Annotated in this window: 25 protein-coding genes; 14 read left to right on the top strand and 11 right to left on the bottom strand. The window is 44.3% G+C overall.

Features of this window, described 5'->3' with window-relative positions; genetic code table 11:
- From Q7V32_RS19285 to Q7V32_RS19250, 8 genes are all read right to left on the bottom strand, one after another.
- On the bottom strand, window positions 1–390 hold a 390-nt coding region (locus Q7V32_RS19285; protein WP_304898605.1), incomplete at its 3' end, for a 1-deoxy-D-xylulose-5-phosphate synthase N-terminal domain-containing protein.
- 1 nt (window position 391) lies between these two features.
- Complete coding sequence (locus Q7V32_RS19280) at window positions 392–2,056, bottom strand: copper resistance D family protein (RefSeq protein ID WP_304898604.1); 1,665 nt, start codon at window positions 2,054–2,056, stop codon at window positions 392–394.
- Window positions 2,057–2,065: 9 nt separating this feature from the next.
- Window positions 2,066–2,422 carry a copper resistance CopC family protein gene (locus tag Q7V32_RS19275; protein ID WP_304898603.1) on the bottom strand — a complete coding sequence of 119 codons (357 nt, stop codon included), beginning with the start codon at window positions 2,420–2,422 and terminating at the stop codon, window positions 2,066–2,068.
- Window positions 2,423–2,438: 16 nt separating this feature from the next.
- On the bottom strand, window positions 2,439–3,827 hold the full coding sequence (locus tag Q7V32_RS19270; RefSeq protein ID WP_304898602.1) for an aspartate aminotransferase family protein: 1,389 nt from the start codon (window positions 3,825–3,827) through the stop codon (window positions 2,439–2,441).
- A gap of 9 nt (window positions 3,828–3,836) precedes the next feature.
- Entirely contained in the window at window positions 3,837–6,467 is a 2,631-nt protein-coding gene (locus Q7V32_RS19265) for an MMPL family transporter (RefSeq protein WP_304898601.1), read from the bottom strand.
- Window positions 6,468–6,490: 23 nt separating this feature from the next.
- Window positions 6,491–7,207, bottom strand: coding sequence for a phosphorylase (locus tag Q7V32_RS19260; protein WP_304898600.1), 717 nt, complete (start codon window positions 7,205–7,207; stop codon window positions 6,491–6,493).
- Entirely contained in the window at window positions 7,204–9,159 is a 1,956-nt protein-coding gene (gene shc / locus Q7V32_RS19255) for a squalene--hopene cyclase (protein WP_304898599.1), read from the bottom strand. The genes Q7V32_RS19260 and shc overlap by 4 nt, the downstream gene beginning before the upstream one ends.
- A 9-nt stretch (window positions 9,160–9,168) precedes the next feature.
- On the bottom strand, window positions 9,169–10,269 hold the full coding sequence (locus tag Q7V32_RS19250; protein WP_304898598.1) for a phytoene/squalene synthase family protein: 1,101 nt from the start codon (window positions 10,267–10,269) through the stop codon (window positions 9,169–9,171).
- Between the two features lie 468 nt (window positions 10,270–10,737).
- Here Q7V32_RS19250 and hpnH point away from each other — a divergent pair, with 468 nt between their 5' ends.
- From hpnH to Q7V32_RS19235, 3 genes are all read left to right on the top strand, one after another.
- Complete coding sequence (gene hpnH / locus Q7V32_RS19245; RefSeq protein WP_304898609.1) at window positions 10,738–11,844, top strand: adenosyl-hopene transferase HpnH; 1,107 nt, start codon at window positions 10,738–10,740, stop codon at window positions 11,842–11,844.
- A 280-nt stretch (window positions 11,845–12,124) separates the two neighbouring features.
- The gene (locus tag Q7V32_RS19240) at window positions 12,125–12,670 is read left to right on the top strand and encodes an ABC transporter substrate-binding protein (protein ID WP_304898608.1); all 546 of its coding nucleotides are present in this window, start codon (window positions 12,125–12,127) and stop codon (window positions 12,668–12,670) included.
- Window positions 12,671–12,678: 8 nt separating this feature from the next.
- Window positions 12,679–13,593 carry a VacJ family lipoprotein gene (locus tag Q7V32_RS19235; protein WP_304898597.1) on the top strand — a complete coding sequence of 305 codons (915 nt, stop codon included), beginning with the start codon at window positions 12,679–12,681 and terminating at the stop codon, window positions 13,591–13,593.
- Between the two features lie 220 nt (window positions 13,594–13,813).
- Here Q7V32_RS19235 and Q7V32_RS19230 read toward each other — a convergent pair whose 3' ends face one another.
- Window positions 13,814–14,329, bottom strand: a complete 516-nt coding sequence (locus Q7V32_RS19230) for an adenine phosphoribosyltransferase (RefSeq protein WP_304898596.1) — start codon at window positions 14,327–14,329, stop codon at window positions 13,814–13,816.
- A 59-nt stretch (window positions 14,330–14,388) separates the two neighbouring features.
- Window positions 14,389–14,763, bottom strand: a complete 375-nt coding sequence (locus Q7V32_RS19225; protein ID WP_159652634.1) for a VOC family protein — start codon at window positions 14,761–14,763, stop codon at window positions 14,389–14,391.
- A gap of 338 nt (window positions 14,764–15,101) precedes the next feature.
- On the opposite strand from Q7V32_RS19225, the gene rpiA reads away from it, so the two are divergent.
- The 7 genes from rpiA to Q7V32_RS19190 all read left to right on the top strand — a co-directional run bounded on the left by rpiA (window position 15,102) and on the right by Q7V32_RS19190 (window position 19,524).
- Complete coding sequence (gene rpiA / locus Q7V32_RS19220; RefSeq protein ID WP_304898595.1) at window positions 15,102–15,794, top strand: ribose-5-phosphate isomerase RpiA; 693 nt, start codon at window positions 15,102–15,104, stop codon at window positions 15,792–15,794.
- Between the two features lie 35 nt (window positions 15,795–15,829).
- On the top strand, window positions 15,830–16,312 hold the full coding sequence (locus tag Q7V32_RS19215; protein WP_304898594.1) for a peroxiredoxin: 483 nt from the start codon (window positions 15,830–15,832) through the stop codon (window positions 16,310–16,312).
- A gap of 15 nt (window positions 16,313–16,327) precedes the next feature.
- Window positions 16,328–17,356, top strand: coding sequence for a Gfo/Idh/MocA family protein (locus Q7V32_RS19210; RefSeq protein ID WP_304898593.1), 1,029 nt, complete (start codon window positions 16,328–16,330; stop codon window positions 17,354–17,356).
- The gene (locus tag Q7V32_RS19205) at window positions 17,328–17,942 is read left to right on the top strand and encodes an Rpn family recombination-promoting nuclease/putative transposase (RefSeq protein ID WP_304898592.1); all 615 of its coding nucleotides are present in this window, start codon (window positions 17,328–17,330) and stop codon (window positions 17,940–17,942) included. Before Q7V32_RS19210 ends, Q7V32_RS19205 begins: the two co-directional genes overlap by 29 nt.
- Window positions 17,943–18,036: 94 nt before the next feature.
- Complete coding sequence (locus Q7V32_RS19200) at window positions 18,037–18,237, top strand: hypothetical protein (RefSeq protein WP_304898591.1); 201 nt, start codon at window positions 18,037–18,039, stop codon at window positions 18,235–18,237.
- A complete protein-coding gene (locus Q7V32_RS19195) occupies window positions 18,234–18,515 on the top strand; it encodes a type II toxin-antitoxin system RelE/ParE family toxin (RefSeq protein ID WP_304898590.1) in 282 nt (93 codons plus the stop codon). Before Q7V32_RS19200 ends, Q7V32_RS19195 begins: the two co-directional genes overlap by 4 nt.
- 100 nt (window positions 18,516–18,615) lie before the next feature.
- Window positions 18,616–19,524 carry an Rpn family recombination-promoting nuclease/putative transposase gene (locus Q7V32_RS19190; RefSeq protein WP_304898589.1) on the top strand — a complete coding sequence of 303 codons (909 nt, stop codon included), beginning with the start codon at window positions 18,616–18,618 and terminating at the stop codon, window positions 19,522–19,524.
- A gap of 338 nt (window positions 19,525–19,862) precedes the next feature.
- Here the strand turns inward: Q7V32_RS19190 and Q7V32_RS19185 are convergent, their stop codons facing one another.
- Window positions 19,863–22,184, bottom strand: coding sequence for an RND family transporter (locus Q7V32_RS19185; protein WP_304898588.1), 2,322 nt, complete (start codon window positions 22,182–22,184; stop codon window positions 19,863–19,865).
- 115 nt (window positions 22,185–22,299) lie between these two features.
- Between Q7V32_RS19185 and Q7V32_RS19180 the strand changes: the two genes are divergently transcribed.
- From Q7V32_RS19180 to Q7V32_RS19165, 4 genes are all read left to right on the top strand, one after another.
- A complete protein-coding gene (locus tag Q7V32_RS19180; protein WP_304898587.1) occupies window positions 22,300–23,157 on the top strand; it encodes a ThiF family adenylyltransferase in 858 nt (285 codons plus the stop codon).
- Between the two features lie 542 nt (window positions 23,158–23,699).
- Entirely contained in the window at window positions 23,700–24,554 is an 855-nt protein-coding gene (gene pepA / locus Q7V32_RS19175) for a flocculation-associated PEP-CTERM protein PepA (protein WP_304898586.1), read from the top strand.
- A gap of 193 nt (window positions 24,555–24,747) precedes the next feature.
- The gene (locus Q7V32_RS19170) at window positions 24,748–25,515 is read left to right on the top strand and encodes a GNAT family N-acetyltransferase (protein WP_304898585.1); all 768 of its coding nucleotides are present in this window, start codon (window positions 24,748–24,750) and stop codon (window positions 25,513–25,515) included.
- Between the two features lie 139 nt (window positions 25,516–25,654).
- Window positions 25,655–26,782 (top strand): GNAT family N-acetyltransferase, encoded by a 1,128-nt coding sequence (locus tag Q7V32_RS19165; protein ID WP_304898584.1) that lies wholly within the window; start codon window positions 25,655–25,657, stop codon window positions 26,780–26,782.
- Window positions 26,783–26,803 lie beyond the last annotated feature (21 nt).

Raw genomic sequence — 26,803 nt, 5'->3', positions numbered from 1 at the left:
CAACGCCGCGCTGATTGACGTACTGGAATGGCCGACCCCGAACGCATCGTATTCACTTTCGGCACGATTAGGGAAGGCGCATATACCGTCCCGGGTCCGGATCGTCGTCATGCGGTCTTTACGGCCGGTCAGGATTTTATGTGGATAAGCCTGATGTCCCACATCCCAGACCAGCTGGTCAGACGGGGTATCGAACACGTAATGCAACGCCACCGTCAGCTCCACCGTGCCCAGACCCGCCGAGAAATGGCCGCCCGAAATACTCACCGTGTGCGTCAGAAATTCACGAAGTTCTGCGGCCAGCGGTTTGAGCAATTCCTTGGGCAGGCGCCGAAGATCGGCGGGAGAATCGATGTCTTGAAGCAACGGGTAGTTTTTTAATGAAATCATATTAATAGAGGGGTTCGCGGTAGAACATCAGGATGAGTCCTATTAAAAATAAGGCTGCGACCGAGACAAATCCGGCTATATCTTTGCCCGGTTTATCCAGTTTTAACTCCAGCCAGCGGCCGCAAGCCAGTATCAGGGACATAACGCCCATCATCGTGTGGCCCACTTGAATCAGGAATGCACTTTTAGGTTGAAAGCCCACATGAGAATGCGTCAACAGCATTAATCCGCCAAATGCGGCCAGAATGGGAAAGAAATAAGGCATATGGGTATTCGCATTTTTCGATTTTCTGGCCTGGAGTTCCAGTATGCCTAAAACAAAAACCAGCAGTGTTGCAATTCTGTGCTGCAGGACTTCACCATTGTTAAACGTGCTTTCCCAAAACCCAATAGGGCCCAAGGGCCAGCTTTCCGCATCGCTGCGGAAAAATAAAAACACCCCTAGCGCTACAAAGCCAAAAGGCCAATAGCGGGTATATTTTAGGCAGCCATCAAACAGCGAAAATGCAGACGGCAAGCGTTTCGCATAAGACAGCATCGCAAAAAAACTCATTACCGTGAGGAAGATGCCCGATATGTTGTGATTATAGTCTGACCAGGCGGTTGCAGCCGGTGAAGGGACCTGGCCTATTATTGCCACTCTACCTGCTTCCCCTGCCAGTAATTCTTCATGAGTCGGTGATTGTGTTCTGGGTACGCGCGGCGTAAAAGTGCCGACAACGTCCTGCCAGCTGGCCGTTAAATTTGGAATGTCAGAGGCGGGAGGTTGTGATGCGAGACTGGCGGCCGTGAACAACAACGTGACCAGCACGAAAGTTTCGGCTTCAATGTAGTAAGGAACACGATGGTTTAACGCATAGTTATTGCCGGTCAGCTGAAATTGTTTGATTGCTTTTCGGTTCAACAGAGCAAAGCCCAGAGCCAAGCCCAATAAGATTATTTTCACCATCAACAGGTTGCCATAGCCGGTGCCGATAAAGCCGTTTATGGAATCGATGTACTGGAAAGCCATTGGTACGCCGGTACCCAGCAGTAAAATGACACCCGCGATACCGAAAGGTGAAAAACTTTTCAGAAATTGCGGCCATAAATGCGCGGGAATATCTTTACGTTGATGTAACAGCCAGACATTAACCAGTTGAAAAACCCCGCCTATCCATGCTGCAGCGGCAACCTGGTGTGCAACAGTCAAAAACATCAGCAGATATCGATTTTCAAATCGCCCGGCGCCGTGGACCAGCCAGGCACCAGAAATGATCATTGGAATGGCGATATAAGCGGCTATTCGCCAATGACTTTTCGAATAAGGATTTTGTTTTAAAAAGTAATGACAATAATAAGCCACTGACAGCGTCAGCAGCATACGCACCAGTCCCCCTTGAAACTGGACGGTATCGGCAATCTCGGGGAAGGGCCAGCGATCCAGGATGGCCGTCATCAGCCAAATTTTAAGAACGACCTTGAATAATTGCGCAAAAGCCAGGAAACAGGCCGCTTTAAAAATCAGGGCGATGACTTTTTGCAACATCAACGGGTTGTAATCGTGCGGTTTTTGCCAGGGACGCAGCAGTAAATTTGCCCAAAGGAGTCCACCAACCAACATTGAATAAAAAATCAGATCGACTCCGCCTATTAAGGAGTCAAGAAAATCTGCAATGCCTTCCATTTTCTTATCCTATTGCGAAACGGTGAAGTGAATCACGTCTTCGGTCAGATGGCCGTCTGCGGCCAGCACTTTGAGCCTGAGTGCATATTGACCCGCCGTCAACGGGGGGATGTCAACCACGATTTGACCCTGTTGATCGCCTTTGTGAATAGCTAATGTTTTATGTTTGTCACCTTCGCTGACCAGAAAAACCTGGGATAAACCAACTTCAATTTTTGAATTGAAGTTGAGTGTAACTTGAGCCGGTTGATTGGCTTGGACCGGAGCAATTTTAAGCGAATAATCCATGACGACCGCGTGTGCTAGCGTGCTTGAAGATTGAGCTGTCAGGAAAATTAAAAATAGTAAGGCTGAAAATCGTTTCATAATGATTGAGCTGAAATTAGTTTTTCTTGTTTTTTAGCGCGTGACTGGCCAAATTTTTCCCTAAATCCCAAATTGAACCGGGTACCTGATGAGTATCGGCAATCGTTTTTTCAAAGGATTGGATAATATGGTCTCTGTCTTTTTGAGTCAGTATCAGGGGCGGCAGCAGTTTGACAACGTTCATGCCGTGCCCGGCCACCTGGGTCAATATTCTGTGTTCTTTAAACAGAGGAATGGTAATCATCTGACAAAACAAACCTTTATTTGCCGTTTCGAGCATGACCCACGCGGCTTTTAAGGAAAGGCTTTTGGGTGCGTTGAATTCAATCGCAATCATGGAGCCTTTTCCACGCGCTTCTTTGAGAAATTCGTATTTACCGGACATCGCATTTAATGTGCGGATGATGTCTTCTCCCACTTTCGCGCTGTTCTCAACCAGGTTTTCAGCTTTAATCACTTCCAAACTGGCTAAGCCCGCAGCCATGGCCATATTGTTTTTGGAAAATGTTGAACCATGAACGACGGCCCTGTCCATTCGGTTAAAAACACTGTCCATAATATGATGTGTCATAGCGACGGCGCCTACCGGCACAAAACCTCCGGATAGGGCTTTAGCCATGCAGATCATGTCTGGTTTGACATTCCAATGTTCGATAGCCCAAAACTTTCCGGTACGGCCAATGCCGGTTTGTATTTCATCCGCTACAAACAAGGTGCCGTATTTTTTACAAAGCCGCTCAACTTCAGGCAGGTAACTATCATCCGGTAAATTAACGCCTTTACCCTGAATGGGTTCGACTATAAATGCTGCGACATCTTTATTGCTGAGCGCTTTTTCAAGGGCTGCCAAATCATTAAAAGGAACGGCTACACAATCAGGCAGCAGAGGGCCGAAACCTTCACGGAAAATGTGTTCGCCATTTAACGATAAAGCGCCCATGGTCAGGCCGTGATAGCCATGTTCGCAATAAACAATTTTGCTGCGCTTTGTGGTGTAGCGGGCAAATTTGATGGCGGCTTCAACCGCTTCCGTTCCTGAATTACAGAAAAACACCTTATCCAGATTATCCGGCGTTGTCGTCAAAAGTTCCTTGGCCAGCAAACCGCTGAGTATGGAAACGTCAAGCTGAACAAGATTGGGTAATTCCAATGTTAAAGTTTCTTGCAAAGCACTTATCACCGAGGGGTGGTTACGCCCGATTGCAAAAACGCCAAAGCCGCTGAGCAGATCGAGATATTCATTATCATGCTCATCGTACAGATACTGTCCCTTGGCTCTTTTATAATTACGATCGTAACCAATGGTTTTCAGGACTCTGACCATCTGGTTGTTAAGATGCTTTTCATGCAACTCGAATTTATCGGTGCTGTGTTGCGCTAAAAGCTCGGCTATGCTGAAAGACATGGATGACCTCTAATTAATTTTTTTACTGGTGAATGCAGGCAGGATGATTAAACTGCAAACGATCATGAACAATATGCCGATTGCCAGTAATAATCCCATGCTCGCTGTTCCTTTGTGGGGCACAAAGGCGAGACTGGAAAAGCTGCATAAGGTGGTTAATGCGCTAAATAAAACACCTCTGGCGGTGCTGCTTTGCAAAAAATCAGTGCGATCCGACCAGCCGTGATGAAGTCTGTGGACTACATGAATGGAGCTGTCTACTCCCATGCCCATCAATAAGGGCAGGGCAATCACATTGGCAAAGTTAAAAGGATTGTCGAGTAAAACGTTGGTGGCTCCCGTGTACAAAGCGGCAAGTATCAGAGGGCTAACGGTTAAAATAGTTTCCTTGATACTTTTTGAAATGATCAAAATAAGTAAAATGATAGCGACAAGCGCGCCGCCAAACGCTTCAATAAATGATTCAGCTACGGCATTTCCAGAGGCCTGATCCGCGACCGGTAAGCCGGAGATCGTGTCATCTACCGTTTGTACTTCGCGGACAAATTCTTTTAGGTTGCGGCTTATGTTTTGGTCTTTAGCCGGTGTGATCAGAATTTTGTAGAGTCCATCGGCGCTGATCCAATGTTCGGTGATGTACTCCGGTAAATCTTCCAGCCCATAATCCGTAGCGGTCAGGCTCGTGCTCAATCTCTGCATGGTGAAGGGCAGAAGGCTCAGCAGATTTTCCTCTAGAGCCGTGTATTCATGGTTAGTGTCGGTTTGTTGATCAGCAAAATGGGTAAATTTTTTGATGGTGTCCTGCAATGATTGCATGGCCGCCAACGGCGCAGTGGCATCTGCAGCATTGATGGCTTTTCTCAAGGTCTCGGAAAAATCCAGCAAAGCTGCTTTTTGGTCGTTCGGTGACAACGGATTATCAAATTGTTTAAGCTGTGCACCCAGGATCATGTCCAGTTCTTCAAGCATGGCCAGTTTGTCATCTTGATCCTCGGCCACAAAACTTTTTAAGGTAATGGTTTCATGCACTGAGGGCAGTTTTTCAAGTTTACCGGCAAGAATCAGGGCCTCGTCCAGGTTGTTGGTGAGCCCTGTTAATGAAAAAGGGGAGTCCGTTTTTGATTTAAGTAATTCTCTAATGGCTTTTACTGATTCGCTATCAGGGTTTCTTAAATTAATTGGGTTTGAGTCGAACTCAAGGTCCGTCAGAATAAAGCAGGAGGCTATAGCCGTCAGCAGAGTCACTATGCGAATCGGTTTGGCATGCTTGAATGGAAAAAGTGCCAGATTAGGGGGTAACTGAGATGAGCTGAATGGCTTTACATTCTTTAGCGGCATCACTTTAAAAAGAGCGGGTACGATGCTGAGCGATAAAGCCAGACCTATAAACATGCCGCCGCTAGCAATAATGCCTAATTCTGATACACCGGCATAATCGGTAGGGATAAAAGCAAGAAAGCCTAAAGCGGTGGTCAATGCGCATATAAATAAAGAAAAGCCGATGTTGTTGATGCTATCGCTGATGGCTAGCTCGTTGCTCATGCCTTCGGCTCTGCATTCCCGGTAGCGCAGGCTGATATGAGTAGCATAATCGACCCCTAGGCCAATATAGAGTACGGCAAACGCCACCGAAATAATATTCAGATGCCCTACAGACAAGGTGGCAAAGCCTGCGGTCAGGGCAAGTCCCATGATCAGAGCAATGAAAGTAATAAACAACAGCTTGAATGAACGAAAGCCAAGCCAAAGCACGGTGCATACCAGCATTAAAGAGGCAATGCCTGAAAATATGGCGCCATCGGTAACACTTTCTAATTCTTCATGTTCTAGAGCGGTTTCGCCGGTCATGCGAATGTTGACTGCCGGGTATTCGGCCATCAGCTTCTCCGCAATCTCATGTGCTGATGTGAGTGCGCTATCGGCAGGCAAAATCTCGGAGAAATCCATTTTTGGTTTAGCGATAACCAAGGTGCGCCTGGACTCAGTATTGAGTTTGTTGCCGGCCAGTAAATTTTGCCAGGATAAGTGTTGCGGTTGCTGTTCAATTCTTTGATGCAAGATGTGTTCGATTCCGGAGAGTAAAGGCACCAAATCCATAGGTAGGGTTTCTTTTTTCTCTTCCAGAGCGAGTCGAATAATCTCAAACAAACCTTTCAGATTATAATTTTCAGACAGATGTCCAATGAAAGGTTGAGCGTCAGTCAGCTTTTGGGTGAGTTCTTCCAGTTCGTCAATGTCCAGAAACAAGAGTGCTTGCTGGCGAAAAAAGGGGTTGTCGGTCGGGATATAGACAGAATCAAAAAGATTGCCCTGTTGCGTGAGTTGCAGTGCCAGTTTTTCAGCAACCTGTGACGTTTGCTCCGGCGTTTGTCCGTCAACGATCAGTAAAAGGGTTGATGCGTCTTTTGGAAAAGCATTTTCCACTCGTTTACGATTCACCTGAAAGGGCAAATCAGGTGACAGCATGTCTGCCGTATTGGTATAAAAGCCGAGATTTTCTGCCGTGTAGAATAGACTTCCGGCGCTAAGCAGCGTCGTTACTATCAACAATACCCACGGAAACTGTAAGACTTTTTTTTCCCACCACAAAAGTAGTTTGATGAGTGAGCCAACTAAAAAAGAGTGTTTGGACTTTGACATAGCAAGTAAATAGGCCTAGGGGATTAGTTCGCGTAAAGCGTGAACGTGTTTAATTTTTTGGCCGCTAATTGTAAGGTTTTTCTAGCTGAGCTGAAATCCTTTCCCAGTCTTATCAGGCTTGGAATTTCATTAGGGTGAGTCATTAAATAGCATAATAGTCTTGTCAATACGACTTCACCTTGCTTATCAATTGCAAAGCTGATGGCTTTGGGAAGATCCATCGAAGCCGGGTCGGCAATGGCTCGCACGACCAGGCAGGGCAATTCATACTGGTTTGCAACCTGTGCTATCGCATAGCTTTCCATGTCCAGTGCTTTTGCCTGCATCTGTTCGGCTATCCCTTTTTTTTCCAGTGCAGTTGAGACAATATGGGCGCTTTCCGCTAAGGTGCCGCTGAGATCACAATCCAAATTAATCGCTTGTAAAACAGTCCTGGTTTCTTCAAGCCAGGGCGAATTCAGGAAAATTGGCGGCGAGTTATCCGATACCAGACGGTCAGGAAGAATTAAATCGCCCGGTTTACAGGCTTTATGTAATGCAGCGGCACATCCCCAGCTCACTAAACGGTTTGCACCGTTACTGATTAATTGATTTGCAGTTCGGGCGGCGTTTTCCGGGCCGGTACCGGATAAACAGAGGAGTGTCGTTTCATTCAATGAATGACAGCACCCTTTAACCAGTTTTTGGCTGGTCAGGGTGCTGAGTTCTTCAGGAAGGGCAACGACAATCCCCGTGATCACGGATGACCGACCGCATTGCGGTACTTGGCAAGTGCCCAAAGCGGGAAGAACTTGTCGTAACCGTGGTATTTCAGATAGAAAACTCTTGGAAAACCAGGCGCTGTATAGCATTTGTCGTTCCAGCTGCCGTCAGTCAGTTGAGTTCTCAGTAAAAAATCAACGCCGTTTTTAACGGCCTGGCTTTTGGCTTCACCTGCTGCAATCAGACCCATCACGGCCCAGGCAGTTTGAAACGCGGTGCTGAATCGATATTGTCCTTTCAATTTATCATCGTGGTAACTGAAGTTGTCTTCGCCCCAGCCCCCATCTTCCCGCTGAACACTCTTTAACCATTGTGCAGCTCGGGTATACATGGGGTCTGATTTTTCCACCCGGGTTTGTTCAAGTCCTATCAATACAGACCATGTACCGTAAATGTAATTGGTGCCCCAGCGGCCAAACCAGGAACCATCGGCTTCCTGTTCGCTTCGTATGTAGTTGATGGTCCGCTCTAAGGCCGGCAGATATTCGTCATGATCTTTGCATACTTTGGCCATTAACATGGCGCAGCGTGCACTTACGTCCACGGTGGGCGGGTCCAGTAATGCACCGTGATCGGCAAATGGGATTTCGTTCAGATATTCGTAATTATTATCGACATCAAAAGCCCCATAACCGCCATTTTTAGACTGCATTCCTACAATCCAGCGTGTCGCTCTATGAATGGATTCATCCAGATCAGGAAGGTTGGAGTCGGCCATTGCGAAACCCACTAGACCGGTATCGTCAACATCAGGGTAATGCGGGTTGGCATATTGAAAAGCCCATCCGCCGCCTTCCAGGTTGGGTTGGGTGATCCGCCAGTCGCCGGGTTCGTCTTTAAGCTGTTTGCTTTTTAACCAATCATAGGCGCGTGTCAATGTTTCCTTGTTTTTGATCTTGTCGGTTTCTTGCAGGGCGAGTGCTACCAGGCCCGTATCCCATACGGGTGATAAGCAAGGCTGACAGTAGGCATAGTCCTCTTTGATGACCATCAATTTGTCGATGGCTTTCCTTGCAGTGACCAGTAATTCATGTTCTTTTGGCATGCCAAGCAAAAGCATGGCCTGATAAGCAGCCGCCATTGCAGGATAAATCGCGCCTAAGCCATCTTCACCATTCAATCGTTGAACAAACCAATCTTTTGCTTTGGCTATTGCTTTGTTCCGGACACGTTTGGGTATAAAAGGATTTGTTATCCGGCCAAATTTGTCGAGTCCTAGAAAAATCTTGTTCAGTAGCGTTCTTTCCGGAAAATAATGTTTTTCCAGGTCAGGGTGGACAACGAACAGCTCCAATACATCGATTTTCTTTGGATTTAGGGCTGTCGCTTTTAGCGTGCAAAGAATGAACAAAGGAACCATTACGGTTCTGGACCAGTAGGAGACCTTGTCTAAGTGGAAGGGGAACCATTTAGGCAGTAACATGATTTCAACCGGAATGTAAGGCACGCCGCGCCAAGGGATTTGCCCGAACATGGCCAGCGCAATCCGGGTAAAAACATTAGCTCGCGCAGCGCCTCCTTGGCTGAGAATATAGTTTTTCAACCTGACCATATGCGGTGCTTCGGGTGAGTCGCCAGCCAGCTTTAAAGCGTAATAGGTTTTGACGCTGCAACTGATATCGCCGGGGCCACCTGTAAACAGAGGATAGCTGCCGTCTTCGGATTGTTTGGATCTTAAGTAATTGGCAACCTTGGCTTGCAGAGGCTCATCTATTTCACCCAGATAATTCATAAACAGGATGAATTCTGATGGGATCGTGCAGTCGGCTTCCAACTCGAAGACCCAATGACCATCGGGCTGCTGCAGGTTAAGTAAATAGCTTTCCGCTTTGCTTATGGCTCTATTGAGATCATTAGGACGGCCGGTAATAGCCGTGGCGGTGCTTGGCAGATCATAGGTATTAATCTCTGTATGTGCGTCGGTAAACATAATACTTCCTTAAAGTGCTGACTTAGCTTTCAGGGATTGCGGAGAATAAGTCCAGCCGGGCGTTTTCAGGGGCCGGCTTGAAACGTTAAATAACAACGATAAAAAGGTGTTGCTGCGAACAGCAAGGCGGGTAGTGAAAATTGTCGCCTTGACGCTGTTCCGGGTAATTTTGACTTGGCTGGAATTGGTGAAATCAGGATGTTGCTTGATTTTTCTTAAAGTAAGCACTGCCATGCCTAAAGCCAGTAAGCAAAAGTTACGGATGCCCGTTTCATGGCTTGGAATCAACAAGGTAAAATTCAGCGCATTTTGTAAATGGCCTTGGGCAATGCCGATCAACCGTTCCAAGCCGAGTTGGAAATTTTTGTCATTGGTTGTGGTCGTTAGGTCCGACAGTTGATAACCCGTTTCGGTAAAAATATCCTGTGGTAGCCAACACACATCGCGGGACGCATCATCCCAAATATCTTTCAAGATATTGGTCATTTGCAAGCCCTGCCCAAATGACACGGACAGTTTTAGCAGTTCCGTCTCATGAGCGGCTATTTCCGGCGAGTAGTGGCAGAACAGTTTGGCCAGCATTTCGCCAACGCACCCGGCTACGTAGTAACAATAAGTGTCCATGTCTGCCAGGGTGCTTAGTCCCATTTTAAGGTTTTGCGCCTGAAAAACCGGCATGCCTTTAGCCATGGTTTCAACGCAGTTTGCCAATGCATCAATCTGATAGCGGCTGAAGCCGTGAGTAATGGCAATCACGCGGGGAATTTGTTGAATAAGCAGATGTTCGGCGGGAATAGTCTGGCTGGATAACAGTGGGCCTAATTCTTGAGCAAATGCTTCTGCTTGCCGGCCTGTTTTTGTGACAGAAATGAATCCGGTACAAAAATATTCTTTTTGGGCGGGTGAAAGCGAAACCTCATCTTCAATGGTATCGACTATGCGGCACAGAAGATAAGCATTAGCCACGGCTTCCTTTAAACCATTTGGCAGTTCAGGGATTGTCAATGCAAATGTGCGTGATACATCTTGCAGCAAATAAGCTTGAAAATCATCATCGGATAGATGATCAAGCATAATTTTGGTATCTGAAGATGGAGAGTTTTCGCTCATTATTAATCTGTGTTTGGGCCGGGTTAAAACGCTTCTTTAAAACAATGATAGACTTTTTGTTGGTATTTTGCAAAGTAATGTTGTTTTCTAGCCAAGAGTGAGTGTTTTCGGGCGGTTAAGCGCTTATGCCCTAGTATAGGTGGGGTGATTTTTAACAAAACGTTGTATTTTGGTGAAATGGCAACAAATATGAATTTTTGTTGTTTATTCTGCATTAATTCGTGCTAAAACTGGAGTCTTTCCAAAAAAGATAGTATTCTACTGGGTAATGGTTAAGCTCCCGTAATACATGGATAGGCTGTTTTTTAGAAGAATTCTGGCAGCCTTTCAATCCTTGTTTATTGCATGCAAATACAATGGATAGGGTGTTGTTGTTTTGCAACATTTTGGAGTGTGGCCGCTTTTTTTGGGGTGACTTTTGCGAAGTTTATCCGGATTTATTTTTACCGCATTATGGAGGGTGTTCTCGTGGGTGTTCCTTTACGTCAACAATTGGCAGTAGGCAGTTATTTATTAAAGCAAAAAATTAAAGGGGTAAAAAAATATCCTTTGGTTCTTATGTTGGAGCCACTTTTTCGATGCAACTTGGCATGTTCCGGCTGCGGAAAGATTGATTATCCGGATGATATTCTTGACAAGCGCCTGACGGTTGAAGAATGTTTACAAGCCGTTGACGAGTGCGGCGCCCCGATGGTCTCTATACCCGGCGGCGAGCCTTTGCTCCATAAGGATATGCCAAAAATTGTGGAAGGGATCGTTGCAAGAAAGAAATTTGTCTATCTTTGCACCAACGCGTTACTTCTCAAAAAGCGCATTGGTGATTACACGCCGTCACCTTATCTGACTTTTTCCGTCCATTTGGATGGTAATCAGGAAAGACATGATGCTTCTGTATGTCAGGATGGGGTTTTTGAAAGAGCCGTTGAAGCCATTAAGCTAGCGCTTGATAAAGGCTTCAGAGTCACTGTTAACTGTACGCTATTCCAGGGAGAGAATGCGCCTGAGGTGGCTGAGTTTCTTGATTATGCAATGGAATTAGGGGTTGAAGGCATTACTATTGCGCCCGGCTTCAGCTACGAACGGGCTCCCCGGCAGGATGTGTTTATCAAAGGCAAGGATGTTAAAGAGCTGTTTCGCGGTATATTCAAGATTGGCAAAAACCGTAAATGGAAATTGAATCACTCTTCGCTTTATCTGGATTTTTTGGCGGGGAATCAGAGTTACGACTGTACGCCATGGGGTAATCCTACTCGTAACGTATTTGGCTGGCAAAAGCCCTGTTATTTGTTGTCTGATGAAGGCTATGCCGATAGTTTCAAAGACCTTCTTGAAGAAACGCCTTGGGAAAAATACGGCACTGTCAATAATCCAAAATGCGCTAATTGCATGGCCCATTGCGGCTACGAAGCGACGGCTGTTGAAGATATGTTGAAACACCCTATTAAAGCCTTGTTGACTTCTGTCAGAGGGCCTAAAACTGAGGGTGAAATGGCTCCTGAAAAAGCCCCGGTTTATGTTGGTGGCGACAAATCATTGCCAAATATCGGAGGAATTCCCGTTAGAACAGAAGTTTAAGCTTAACTGGCAGGATCTGCCTAACGCCTGATACTGCTGTGTAGTTTCCAAACCCCGTCGTATTCGCAGGGACGCGAGTATCCAATCCTGCTAAAAGGCTCACTGTTTCCAGAAGTTATTTAGCGGCAAGTCCTTACGGTTTTACGGGTTAATTAAAGTTAAATGGTTTAAGGCATGTGTCTACATGCAATAACAAATGGAGATTTCAATGCAACAATTTTATAAGCGAATACCGTCCGCGTTATTAATTTGTTTATTGAGCTTTCAGTCCTGGCCGCTTATGGCCTCCGAAGCTGAAAGTGCGCGTGTCATTGTCGAATCTTTTCAAATGGCTCTGATAGATACGATGAAACAGGGCAAAGAGTTAGGCTATGAAGGCCGTTTCAATAAACTGGCTGAACCGGTAAAAGTGAGTCATGATCTGATCAAAATAGCCCGAATTGTGGTAGGTCGTGAGTGGGAAAACTTAACGGCTGAACAGCAGACTCAATTAGTCGACGTATTCAGTAAATTAAGCATTTCATCCTATGCGCATAATTTTAAAGATTTTGATGGTGAATCGTTCGTATTTGATTCTGAAGAGGAAACCGCTAGAGGCGGCGTTATCATCCACACAACGTTAATTATTCCGAATGATAAAAATGTAAAATTCGATTATATGTTGAAAAAAAAGGGAAATAGCTGGAAGATAATCAACATCATTGCAAACGGCGTCAGTGATTTGGCTTTAAAACGGTCCGAGTACACCAGCATTCTCAAGAGAGAAGGTTTTGATCCGTTAATAACCAAGATAAACGAAAAAATCGATAATTATTCAAAACAATAGGTTTTTTGATGAAAAAGTTTGGGCATGGCATAAATCAGCGAGCAGCTATTCAGTTGGCTGCATTGCTTTTTGTTGGAGCAAGTCTTTTTATACAGGGTTGTGCCTCCACTCCAACAGAAGGTCAAGCTGATTCTTCGGCTCAAATTGATCCTTACGAGGATTTCAATCGTTCCATGTACGACTTTAACAGCCAGGTCGATAAATATGTTGCTGCGCCTGTGTCGGATGGCTACAAATATATTACGCCCGGGATAGTCCAGACAGGCATTACTAATTTTTTCGATAATCTGAAAGGCATTAACACGGTTATCAACGATTTGTTGCAGGCCAAGTTTGAACAAGGTGCTCAGGACACAGGCCGGTTTCTGCTCAATACTACGGTAGGTGTCGGTGGGCTGTTTGATGTTGCAAAGGCAGCCGGTTTGGAGCACAACGAAGAGGATTTTGAACAAACGCTGGCGGTGTGGGGTGTACCTCAGGGGGCCTATCTGGTATTGCCGTTGATGGGGCCATCAACAACTCGAGGAATTCCCGGCGCCGTATTCGACACAGCGGCTAATCCTGCAACCTATGTCGGCTATCCGGTTCAGCTGCTATCGGTGATAAACTCTCGTGCCAATGCGGATGGTGCTTTAAAATTTGTCGATGAAGCCTCTCTTGATTCCTACGTGTTTACGCGTGAATCTTTTTTACAATGGCGCCAATTCATGGCGACTGATGGCGCATCCGGGGTTGCCGATGATGATCTGCTGGGTGAAGACGATGATTTTATGGATGAAGATCTTTCCGGTGGCGAAGCCAAATCCAATGCAGGAAAGGAAAAATCGTCTTCTGTTGAATCCGCTCAGCCAGGGCTGACACCCGTGATCAGCGGCTCTAGTGATTCTGCTCTTTCGCAAGGTAAGCCGGCAGAATCTAAATAAGCAAGCGTTAGGGCTGGGGACAGTGTAAACAAGCTGACTTTCCCGCAATCGAGGCGCCTAAAAATACAGCTAATTATGCAGCGTAAGGTGGTTTAGCTCGGAGAGCACAACCCACAATCCAAGCATTCATCTTTCGTAAAAAGCCATCTGTTGGGTTACGGCTGTCGCCTAACCCAACCTACGCGGTGTATCACCTTGGTTTTTTTGTTCCGCTGAACAGTTAAAAATGCAGCAAAGAAAACACTTCATAGTTTTTTAGTTTTTCTCGTCCGTTAAGAAAATCCAGTTCTACTACAAAAGCGCATGCTTCAACGGTGGCGCCCAGTTTTTCTACCAATTCGCAGCTCGCTTTTGCCGTGCCGCCGGTTGCCAGTAGATCATCAATCAGCAAAACCCTGTCATTTGGCTCAAATGCATCGATATGAGCTTCCAGCGAAGCCGAACCGTATTCCAAATCGTAAGAAACGCTTTGAACGTCGTAAGGCAATTTACCGGGCTTTCTCAATGGAATAAAACTAACGCCCAATTCCCAAGCCACCAATGATCCGAAAATAAAGCCTCTGGCTTCCATGCCCGCTACCGCAGTAATCGGGCGTTCCAAAAAAGGCTGCATCAGCAAATGCACAGCCAATCTTAAGCTCGTCGGATCTTTAACCAGAGGGGTAATGTCTTTGAAAATAATGCCGGGTTTTGGAAAGTCCGGAATATCTCTGATTTTAGTGATTAATTTTTCCATAGATGATCGATAAACGGGTAGATTTGATGTTTACGTTGCAAGGATGTAAAGCTATAAACTCAGCTTCGCTCGATAATTTCCAAAGCATTGCCGTCAAGGTCTCTAAAGAATAATGCCCGGCGCCCTGATTTACTCAAGGTATAAATAATATTTTTTTGATCCAATTCGGCTTTGACCAGATCCAGATCGTCGACATTAAAGGCTACATGCCTATCGCGTCCGCCATGCTCCGGCCTACCGGTTGCCGGATCAGGATTGGGAAGTTCTAAAATGTGTATTTGCTGAGGTCCCAATTGAAACCAGGCGCCGGGAAAACCAAGATCAGGGCGTGCAACTGATTTTAATCCCAGTACCTCTGAGTAAAACTGCAGGGCTTTTTCAGTATTTGAGACCACCAGGCTGACATGGTGCAAGCTGATATTATTTTTTTCCATCATGATTACGGCATGTGTTGAACAAGTTTTGAGTATACCTTAACTTGCATGAGGGCTGAACTGTTTATAAAGGCAGACCCAGCCCTTCACAAAATGTTTAAATGCCGATGATTCAACAAGATAAGCCTCTCTGTTTAAAACCATTAGCATTTTTTTATCATGCCGCTGTAATATTGGGTTTTTAGTAAGCACTGAAAATAACCGCACAGGCAAATAGGTATCACAAGCAATGATTATCTGCGTGTTTTTAAGATCGGTTCGGCGGACTATATACAAGCGTGCGGGTCTTATGACCATGTTATTAAAACCAATAAGCCGTTTTTACTGAGGCAGGTAAAATGAACGATAAACAAAAAGTAGCACAAGCGGCTGTTGAGTATGTTAAAGACGGGATGGTTGTTGGCTTGGGCACCGGATCGACAGCCAATTACTTTATTGAGGCCTTGGCTCTTTGCGTCAAAGAAAAACAATGGTCTATAAAAGTTGTTTCCAGCTCCACGGTGAGTTTAATCAAAGCTCAGGAATACGGTTTGCAGTTGGTAGGACTTGATCAATTGAGTCAGCTTGATTTGTATGTGGATGGTGCTGACGAAGTCACTCCCGATTTAACCTTGTTAAAGGGCCGAGGTTATGATTTAGTCAAAGAAAAACTGTTGGCAAAAGCATGCAAGCGGTTTTTGGTTTTGGTCGATCAGAGCAAGCAGGTCGAAACCATTGGCGAGAAATTTCCTGTGCCGATTGAAGTCATTCCTTTTGCCTGGCAGATGGTAAAAGAGAGCTTAAGGCAAATAGGCGCCGACAGCGAATTGCGGCAGACGGCTTCAAAAGACGGGCTCGTCATTACCTCGCATGGCAGTTTGGTTCTGGATACGCGTTTTCAAGACTCGCCAGGAACTAAAGAATTGAATGATAGGCTTAACGCTATTCCCGGAGTAGTAGAGCATGGCGTTTTTTATAAGTTGGCCAGTGATGTATTAATAGTAGACGAGGGAAAAGTGAGTGTCCTGAGCGGGGCGGATAGTCGAAGGTAACAGTAAGCATTGTATCAATCCTTGAGGAGATAAACATGTTAGAAAAAAATCAACCAGCACCTTATTTCAGATCTTTGCAGCAAGATAATAAACTGGTGTCATTAGACGACTACGCGTCATTAAAAAATGTGGTGCTTTATTTCTACCCCAAAGACGATACCCCCGGATGCACCATCGAAGCCAATGACTTTACGGCTATGGCGGCGGATTTTGCGCTGCTGGATACTGTTGTCATCGGCGTCAGTAAAGACTCTTGTGAGAGCCATCGCGCATTCATCAAAAAATACGATCTCAACGTTGAGTTATTGGCTGATGAGTCAGGCGAGATCTGCGAAAAATACGGTGTCTGGCAAGAAGTTGAAAAAGAAGGGGTGAAAAAATGGAAAATCGTTCGCTCCACATTTATCATCGATAAGAATGGGATTCTTGTCGAGGCGATGTATAACGTTACGCATGAAGGGCACGCGCAAGCGGTATTGGACATGATAAAAAACAGGGAAGAAAACGCAGATGCCTGAAGGGAGCCGTCAATCATGAATGAGAAAGCCAAGTTGAATTGGGGAATATTAGGTGCGGCCCGGGTTAATGAACGTCTTTTGCCCGCTATTGTTGAGGCGTCTAATAGCCGCTTGGTGGCGATTGCCAGCAGGCGTCCGGGAGCTGCCGCCGAAACGCTTGCTAAATATGCGCCCGGTCAACGCGATGTAGCATGCCACGATCAATTGGACGCCTTGCTTGCCAATGATCAGGTTCAAGCGGTCTATCTGCCGCTTGCCAATCATGAGCACGCAGAATGGGCAGTAAAAGCAATAGAAGCGGGGAAGCACGTCTTATGTGAAAAGCCCATGGCTTTAACAGTCGCTGATATTAATGCCATTGAAGCAGCGGCCAAAAAGCATAATGTTACTGTCACAGAAGGCTTTATGTACCGTTTTCACCCTCAGCATGCGCGGGTCAGGGAAATAATCAATTCCGGACTGATTGGTGAAATCAAAACGGTGCGAAGCTGTTTCTCATTTATGATGAAGCCGGCTCGAATGTACAGACTGGCGCTGGATGTCAATCAAGGCGGCGGTGCCATGTGGGATATCGGTTGCTATGCCATTCATACGGTCAGAATGTGGTTTGAAAACGATCCAGTGGCCGTTACCGCCCTCGCCAACTATGTACAAAGCGGAGCCGACACCGCAATGAGCGGCGTAATTGATTATGGAGAAGGGCGTTATGCCCATTTTGATTTTAGTTTTGAGCGCGCAAGACGCGCGGAATACGAAATCATCGGCACCTTAGGCGGTATCAAATGCCACAATGTCTGGCAATTGCCGGGCGATGTGCCGGTCATTTCATACTGGACAGAATCAGGGTTGCAAACCGAAGAACGTCTTCCCGCTCATAACCATTTCCGGCTTGAGATAGAAGGCGTCAGCCAACGTATTCTGGACGGCAAGCCGCCGTTGCTTTCCTTTGCAGACGCAAAAGGCAATTGCCGGGTTATTCAGGCGGCTATCAAGTCGGCTGAGGAAGGGCGGTTGGTTGGCGTGGCAGATATGGATATTCGTTAAAAGTGTTCCAAAACAGCTTCTCATTAATTTCATTTCGGATACGCTAGATTTTCACAATTACTACAAAATCATCAACACCGCTATCGGCAAAGGCGACAAACTGCATGACGTGTTCGAGCTGCATTACATCGAACTGCGCAAATTTATCAAACCGTACCGGGAAATCACGACCGCGCTGGATCGCTGGAGTACCTTTTTGACTAAAGCCCATCAACTCGACAAACAGGATGTACCGGAACAAATGCGCGGCGACCCGGCCATCGTCAAAGCGATCACGGCGGTAGACCGGATGTTCGACGAAGACGATCGTATAATCTATCAGATGCGCATGGAGGCCCTAGCCGACATTCGGAGTAAAATCGCTTCAGCGGAAGAAAAAGGACGAAAGCTACGAAAGCAAGGAATAGAAAAAGCACAGAGCGAGGTTGCCCAAGCCACCGCCCAAAATTTACTGAGACAAGGGCTTGACCATGAAACCATTGCCCGAGTGACACGCTTAACGGTCGATGCGACAGCTTCATTAAATGCAAAAGGGGGGGGATTTAGGCTGTCGAAATTTACCGATTTTCAAGTCAAAAAAAAATGACTGTTTTAAAAATTTGAAGAAAATAGAGTCGTCACAATGATAAGATAAATATCATTTAGAAAGACATAGTCTCTTAATTTAAGGAGTTATTGAAATGAGCGAAGTTGAAGAACTTGAATCCCGTGTTTACAACTTACCCAAAGAAGAATTTACTCAATTTCGCGATTGGTTCCTTCAACTTGAAAATGATCGTTGGGACGCTCAAATCAAATCTGACTTTCAGGCAGGGAAATTTAACAAACTTATTGCGAAAGCACGAGAAGCATTTGCCCAAGGCAAGGCCTGTGAACTTTGAAGCACTATACCTCATCGGATTTCTGGGAGTTGTACTGGAAACTTCCTGTCGAAATTCGAGAACTTGCTGATAAAAATTACGAATTGCTTAAGGAAAACCCTCGTCATTTATCTATTCGATTGAAACGTATTGAAGAATTATGGTCTGCGCGAGTGGGTCAGAATTACCGTGTCATCGGAATTGATACCCCCCAGATGAAATCCAATGGATTTGGATCGGTTCTCATGCCGACTATGAAAAGTTTATTGCCTAATATGAAGAAAAAGGTGGCGGGTTAAATTAATAATCTAACCGGACCCTTTTTTGTACTTTTTTCTTATCCCTTATCCGGCCTGATCAGCGAAGCCGTAATCATAGTGCAATACCAGGAACAACGCCATGTGCAGAATAAACCCACGAGTCGATTTTGCCTTCAAAAAACTGTTCGGCAGCGAAGAAAACAAAGACCTGCTGATCTCATTGATCAATGCTATCGTCTCCGAAGAGGACCGGGTGGCTGAAGTCGAGCTGAAAAACCCCTACAACCTGGCAGATTATCAAGCCGGAAAAATCTCGATCCTGGACATCAAGGCGAAAAGCGAACAAGGGCGTTGGTTTAATGTGGAAATGCAAATCAGCGAAGACTACAACTTCGACAAGCGCGCGATTTATTACTGGGCCAAACTGGTCACCGAACAGCTCAGCGAAGGCATGATGTTCCGAGAACTTAAAAAAACAATCAGCATCAATATCCTGGACTTCAATTTCATTCCGGATACGCTAGAGTTCCACAATTGCTACAAAATCATCAACACAGCTACCGGCAAAGACGACAAACTGCATGACGTATTCGAGCTGCACTACATCGAACTGCGCAAGTTCATTAAACCTTACCGGGAAATTACGACCGCATTGGATCGCTGGAGTACCTTTTTGACTAAAGCCCATCAACTCGACAAGCTGGATGTACCGGAACAACTGCGCGGCGACCCGGCCATCGTCAAAGCGATCACAGCGGTAGACCGGATGTTCGACGAAGACGAGCGACTGATCTACGAAACGCGCATGCAGGCCTTGGCGGACGTAGAGAGCAAAATCGCCTCGGCGGAGGAAAAGGGTTTGGAAAAAGGGCGAGAAGAGGGCATGGAAAAAGGTTTGGAAAAAGGAAAAGAAGAAGCGGCCCACGCCATCGCCCGTAACTTATTAAAGCAAGGTCTCGACCATGAAACCATTGCGCAAGCGACCGGTCTATCGGTCGGCGTGATTGCCGCGTTGGCGGAGGCGGGAGAATCTGCCGGTTTCCCTTAATGCTGAAATTTTAATTGTTGCGGTATTAGGCAGTTTTAAACTGCGGTAAGTATTCGATTTTTAATCGTTTTATGGGGGGCGATCTCGAGAAATTTCCGTCAAGTGGAGTGAATCAACGAATACTTTTGGAAATGAGTAAACTCAAGGTGACCATTATTCAAAAACGTTAATTTGAAAATTTGCGTGACTGCAAAACTTGCCCCTAGTCCCCGCATAAAGTGTGTATTCAATGCTATGTATGGTTTGCCTCGTATCCTCCTTGCTCATTGGAGTCCGGCAATCCATGCCGGAATCACGGCCTTCGTTAAGGAGTGGACGTGAAATCTGACAAAGTAGAACTAAGACTTTTCAGTGAGATACATATCCGCTTTTCTTTTGGAAAAAAACATCAATAACGGTGGTAAAAATAATAAATCCATAAGGAGAGCAATAGTGATAGTAAGGGCCGTTAACTGTCCCATGCCCGCATTTAAACTGAAATGAGAAAAGCTCAACACGATAAAACCGCAGACCAGAACCGCTGAAGTTATCCACATGGCATTGCCTACAGTGGAAAATGCGTGGCGGACTGCGTCTTCACTGCTTAATTGACCTTCTTTTCGTGCCCGTTCGTATTTACTGATGAAGTGAACGGTATCATCAACGACAATACCAAGAGTCATGCCTGCGACTATTGAGAGACCTAAATTAATTTGACCGTTAATCAGTCCCCATACGCCAAAGGCGATTCCAGCAGGCGCCAAGTTTGGTATCAGGCTTATTAAACCTAATTTGACCGATCGAAATGCTGCTATCAAAATAAATGAAATGACAGTCAATGCTAAAAACGCTCCCCCGATCAAGCTAATAATATTGCGTTTGCCAATATGAGAAAACATTAATCCGGGGCTGGCAATTGCAACATCAAGCTCCTGATAATGTGTAGTCAGACTTTGTCTGATTCGGTCTTCTAATTCCAACATTTCAATTGAGCTCATTTCGCGCAATGTTGCGATTATTCTGGTTGATGATTTGTCCAGGTTAACTTGGTCGTTTAGGTCAAGTCCGTAAGGCAGAGACATTTCATAGGTCAGTAAGTATTGGGCCGCCAAGTTCCTCTCTTCAGGCAGTTTGTAAAAGTTATTGTCATCGCCGTGCATATTTTTATTTAAGCGTTTAAAGGTGTCCGTCAGCGTGTTGACATGAACTACTTCTGGTTGGTTTCTTAACCATTTAGATAACGATTCTATTTCATTTAAAAATTTAGGCTCATTAATGCCGCCTGTTTCACCCGAATTGACAGCCAGTTCAATGGTGTAAATCCCCCCCATATTTTGATTAAGAAAATCGGTCGCTTTACGGAATTCAATGGTTTCGTCAAAATATTTGACAAGCTCATCATTCAGTTCATTTTGACCTGCAAATACAGAAAATGTAATTGCAATCACAACATTAGCAACGAGAAGGAACTTGCGGCGATGAATAACGAACTGTGCCAGTTTGTTAAAATTGGAATGGCCTAGATCATGAGTAAATTTTGTACGGACGGGTAAAAGTGTCATAAAAGCGGGCAAAAATGTCACTGTCAAAATAAAGGCACAAACAACGCCGATTGCAACGACATTGCCTAAATCACGGTAAGGTGGTGCATCACTGAAATTTAAGCTAAGAAAACCGATAGCTGTAGTTATGCTGGTCAAAAACATAGGTTGAAAATTGATCCTTAAGCTGTCTTGTATAGCGGCTTTTTTATCAAGTCCATTCCGTAAGTGATGCAGCATCGATGCTAAAAAATGTACACAATCTGCCACAGCCATCGTCAGTATGATGATAGGTGCCGGCGCCGAGGCCAACGTCAGGGCATTGTCCATCCAGCCGAATAAGCCTAAAGCTGGTGCGATCGAAAGTAAAATCAGTACAACTACAGCAAGAGTTGCTGATATTGACCTAAAACAAAGCCATAAGACCAGGATTACGACGCCAAACATTAAAGGCGCCAGTGTCATATTGTCGTGCATGGCGGCTTCAATGAAAGCATTATTCATCATTACAATGCCGGTCAAGTGAATTTTTATATCAGGATGTTTCTTGGTTATTGAAGTCGCGAGTTCTCTTGCTTTTTCGGTTACTTCCATCGCAGCAAGGGCATTGTTGTCAGGTAATTGAACAGTGACATTGATACCTGAAACATGACCCTTTAGTGAAATTAGCCGATTCGCTAGCAACGGCTCGTTAAGTGCAATCTGTTTGATGGTTTCAATATCGCTGATGTTCAGTTGATCGGGTTTTGCAACTAAATCGGAAACAACTAAATCATCTTCGATTGAGAGCGTGTTTTGAAAGTTCGTAATAGAGTCGACACGGCTAGTATAAGGGATTTGCCATGCTTTTTGGGTCAAGTCAGCAATGATTTGAAGGCCTTCCGGGGTAAAAATATCGCCATTTTCTGGCTCTATGACAAACATAACGTTGTCGCTTTTGTTGTAAGTGTTTTGAATGGCGTTAAAGGCAATTAACTGTGGATTCTCAGGGCCGAAAAAGACTCGGTAATCAGTTTTGAAGTCAAGTTTTGCGACTCCCGCAGTTAATGCGCTCACAATAAACAAAGTTAAAAAACAAACCAGCCAGGGAAAGTGAGTGACAAATCTTGCTAGACTAAGCGCGAGAGAGTTTTTCTGCATATCAATTACCTTATGTTTCATAGCGCGGGGGTATTAAATAAATTTAGCAGATTTTAACTATCCGGAATCTGATAAAAAATGTAAAAGATTAAAAATAACTAATAAGGAACCATTTATGCCTCTATTCGATTATGACTTAGCGTTTTCCAGAAATCATGGCATCACCAGTGCTGAGCAGCAGATTGGTTTAAAGCACTCGACTGTAGCAATTGCCGGAATGGGTGGAGTCGGGGGGGATTATTTGATCACCCTCGCCCGCATTGGTGTGGGCAATTTTAAAATATCTGATTTTGATAATTTTGAAATGGCGAACTTTAACCGGCAATATGGCGCCACAATGTCTACGATAGATCTCCCCAAAATGGAGGTAATGCATAAGTTGGCTTTGGATATCAACCCGGAGGCAAAAATACAAACCTTTGGAAGTGGTATAGACAGCACCAATATTGATGAATTTCTGGAAGGTGTGGATGTGGTGGTTGATGCTATCGAGTTTTTTGAAATCAATGCTCACCGCATTTTAGTGAATGCCTGCATGGCGAAAAGTATACCGGTCATTTTTGGTGTTCCCTTGGGGTATGGGGTGGGTATGCTTGTTTATACATCAGACGGGATGAGTTTTGATGACTATTTTGATCTGGACTATGCCGCACCTTTGGAACAGCAAGTATTAAAAATGTCACTAGGCTGTGCGCCTGCAGGCTTTCATCTCAAATATGTTGATCCGACTTCTGTTGATCTGAGTCAACGAAAAGCGCCTAGTATTGCCAGTGGTTGTAAACTGGCGACCGGCATGGTTATTACCCAGACAATAATGGCGCTGTTGCATCCCAAGGAGTTAAAGTCCATTCCGCATTACACCTGTTATGATGCGCGTCTCAATAAGTTGAAAAAAGGCTATTTATGGCGGGGTAATCGTCATCCGCTTCAGAAACTAAAATTTATTTTTGCCAGGAAGATGTTGGGTATATAAGCCTAAACGGATGCAGACGAATTAATCGAGAGCTTTACATTCGCTTGTTAAGTTGTCGGAAAATTTTACACTTTATTTCTGCTGAATAAAAACCCATTGTCGAGCCTGTTTTTTGTACCACATGGGTCTGTTTTTGATAAAACAATGGCTTATTGATGAATGATTCAATCTTTAATTTTAAAATTATTGGGCTCTAGCTCCTCTCTTTTACGCTCTAATGTCAGGCAAATGGCGGTATGAGAGTCAGAAAGGGGTAATGGGTGTCCGAAACTCAGTCGTTATGTAAAAATCTATTTGGCGAATGGCTTTGGGTGCCTATTCCGACCAATTTGACGGTATAAAAGAAGGGCAATTTTGCAGTCGCGGGGGGGTAATGGCGCAAAACTGAAGATTAAGTTTCCAAGCCCTTTGTTTAAAACCAAAAAACTGTCGATAAAATTTACATCTTCAGATTATTAGAAAGTAATGAAGTTTATTAACTATTTGATATTAAATAAATTATTTATTTTGGCGTAAATGGTGTATTAATTATTGCGAGCATGATGGCTTTAAACAAAAAAACTTTTATACCTTTGGAGAAAACAATGAAACTTTTAACCACTAAAAACTTGGCGGCAGCGACTTTAACTGCTGCAATGGGCATGGCCAGCACAAGCGCAATGGCATTCCCGCTTTTTACTGTCGATGAATCATCAGTCGAAGGTAATGTTAACACAGTCATTGCAGACAGAATTACTGGTGGCTACACTGAGGTAGTAACTTTTGAAGCGGTTACTGCTGCAACCGGGAACTTTTTTACATCGATCATATTCAATGCCGGTCAATTTTTTAATGGTGCAAACTCTCAAGGTACACTATTAAATAATATTTTTGGCACTATTGGATACGCATTATATGCAACCTTTTTAGGTGAAGGCACCTATGTCACTAATGCTGATTTGACAACTGACTTTGTTTTTACCGGCGGTACCTTTGACCTATTTGTAGATCCAGATAGGGATACTACTTTTGCAGGTCCTGCAGATGGAAAAACTGCATATGGCGTAACTCCGGGTGTTGCTGATTTAAAAGTTGGATCTGGATCTATAATTTTTGGAAATGGAACGCTAGATCCTACATCTGCCACCTGTATTAATGGCGTGAATTGTGGAAGTTTTGGTACTAACACCGATTTTCAACTGACAGCCTTTGGTGCAACCTATTTTGTAGATCCTATTCCTTTCTATAATTTGACTTTCGAATCAGGCCAGTTTTTAAATTTCACAGTAGCAGGAACTCAAACAATTTCTGGTTCTATGGATGTTGTCTTCGGTACTAAATCAGTTCCTGAGCCAACTACTGTTGCCCTGATGGGTCTTGGTTTACTCGGTTTAGGCTTGCGTCGTCGCAAAGCTTAAAATTGAGCTGAAATAAATGAAAACCCTCAAGGATCGCTCTTTGAGGGTTTTTTTTCGGTTAAATGAGTGAGGTTAAAAGCATAAAAATTATTTTTTTAATCCTTTTTAAATTTCCGTTTAATAAAACCTTAATGGTTTGTGAATAAAGTCACACTTTGTCAGCTTATTATAATGTCCAGGCAGAGAGGTGGTTATGCAAGAGGGAGTAAGATTTGTAGAGCAAGAGGAAGATTTGCGTGCTTGCTTTAAGCTTAGGTACCGTATTTATGTGGAAAACATGGGAAGACTTGCGGATAACAGCGATCATATCAACAAGGAGTTGTATGATGAATTTGATAATACCGCCAGAGTTTTGATGGCTGTCAAAAAGGGTAAGATTACAGGCACGCTGAGATTATCCTGGGGTGGTGATGCACCTTTTGCCGGTTCGATGATATCTGATTACCGGCTCATTCCATTTCTCAAACAGATTAAAAGGGAAAAAATTTGTATTGTCGAAAGACTGATGATTGATCCAGATTGCCGAGGGTCATCTCTGGTCGTGCGTATGTACAAAGAGGTGATGAATTTTGTGCTTCAGCATAAAGCTGAAGTGGTATTGCTCAATTGCGAACTGCACAATTTGAATGCCTATTTAAAACTAGGCTTTAGGGCTTTTGGCGATATTTATGACTATCCGAGTATTGGACCAGTTGTGCCTATGGCTTTAATCGTTGGGGATTATGATCATCTAGTAGCTGTTGGTTCGCCTGTTGCCTATTTGATTTCAAGCAAGGACGTTCAATATTGCTGCAAAACAGCAGAAATCACGAAAGTCGTGTTAAATGAAACGCCTCTATCAGTCGCTAATGCTCTTCCTATTATTCAAAAACTCAAAAATTTAAACAAAGCCAGAAAATCGTTGGTCAACAATAGAACGTTTCAATTTACTGAGCGTTTTCAGCTTAGATTGAGTGCTTAAAAACTTTTTTAGATATCATTTTTTCTAAATAAAAGCAGAAATGTGATTGAATCTGTGAAAAATAATGCGTGAGCTATTAGACTATCCCTTGTATATGACAGCAATAATTTAGTCTCAGACTAACTAAATGGTGAATACAATGGAAGATGGCGTTAGATTTGCGGAAACTGAAGAGGAATTAAGGGCTTCTTACCAACTACGTTACAAAGTTTACGTAGAATGTATGGGACGGCTTAAAGACAAAAGTAATCACGAGCTGAAAGAATTACGTGATGAATACGATAAAACTGCCAGAGCGGTAGTTGCTATCAAAGACAGTCAGCCGATAGGCACTTTAAGGCTTTTTTGGGGAGGCGATGCGCCTTTTACAGATACACTAAAAGAAGCCTATAGCTTGGCTTCATTCCTCGATATTCTTGAAGAAAAAGACATTTGCATCGTAGAGCGCTTGATGGTTGATGAAAAGCATCGAGGATCATCCACCACCCTCAGGATGTATAAGGAGGTCATGCACTTTGTGCTCGACAAAAAAGCTGAAGCGGTTTTTTTGGATTGTGAACCCCATCATCTTAACTCTTACTTGAAATTGGGTTTTCGCCCTTTTACACACACCTATTCTTATCCCGGTATTGGTTTGGTTATCCCTATGGTGCTGATTGCCGGGGATTACGAGCATTTTAAATTAGTCGGTTCACCTTTTGGAATGTTGACTCGGGAAGACGATCTGGTCCATTGTCGTCATACTGAACAGTTATTGCGTATTACAGAGCAAAGAACCAATATTCTTAGCCAAGCTTCAAGTAACCAGACTGAGTTTTTAAAAAACATTTATGATCAAACGGATTTGTTAATCAGTGATAAGCCAAAAATATTTGATGAATTAACCGAGGATGAGTTACGGCGTGTAATTGAGAGGAGTCATATTATCGATTGTATGCTCGGCGATCATATCATTGAGAAAAATAATGCCGCTAAAACGCTATTCGTATTACTCTCTGGTGTTGTTGAGGTAAGAAGAAATGGTCAGTTGCTGGCAATTATTACCCCGGGCGAAGTGATTGGTGAAATTGCTTATTTTCTGAACATTCCTCGTTCTGCCAATGTTACCGCCGCCACCGAAAATGTTAGATTACTTAGTCTTGATGAGCCTTCAATGACCCGGCTGCTCAAGTATGAAAGTGCTTTGGCTAATAAAGTCCTTATGAACATGTGTCGCAGTTTGTGTTCCAGAGTCATCAGTGGCGTTGAAATATCAGATTTAAGATGAATTATCCGCTAATCATCCTTG

It is taken from the genome of Methylicorpusculum sp. (genome assembly GCF_030651835.1).
GTDB lineage: Bacteria > Pseudomonadota > Gammaproteobacteria > Methylococcales > Methylomonadaceae > Methylicorpusculum.
This window is presented reverse-complemented; position numbering and strand designations above follow the sequence as displayed.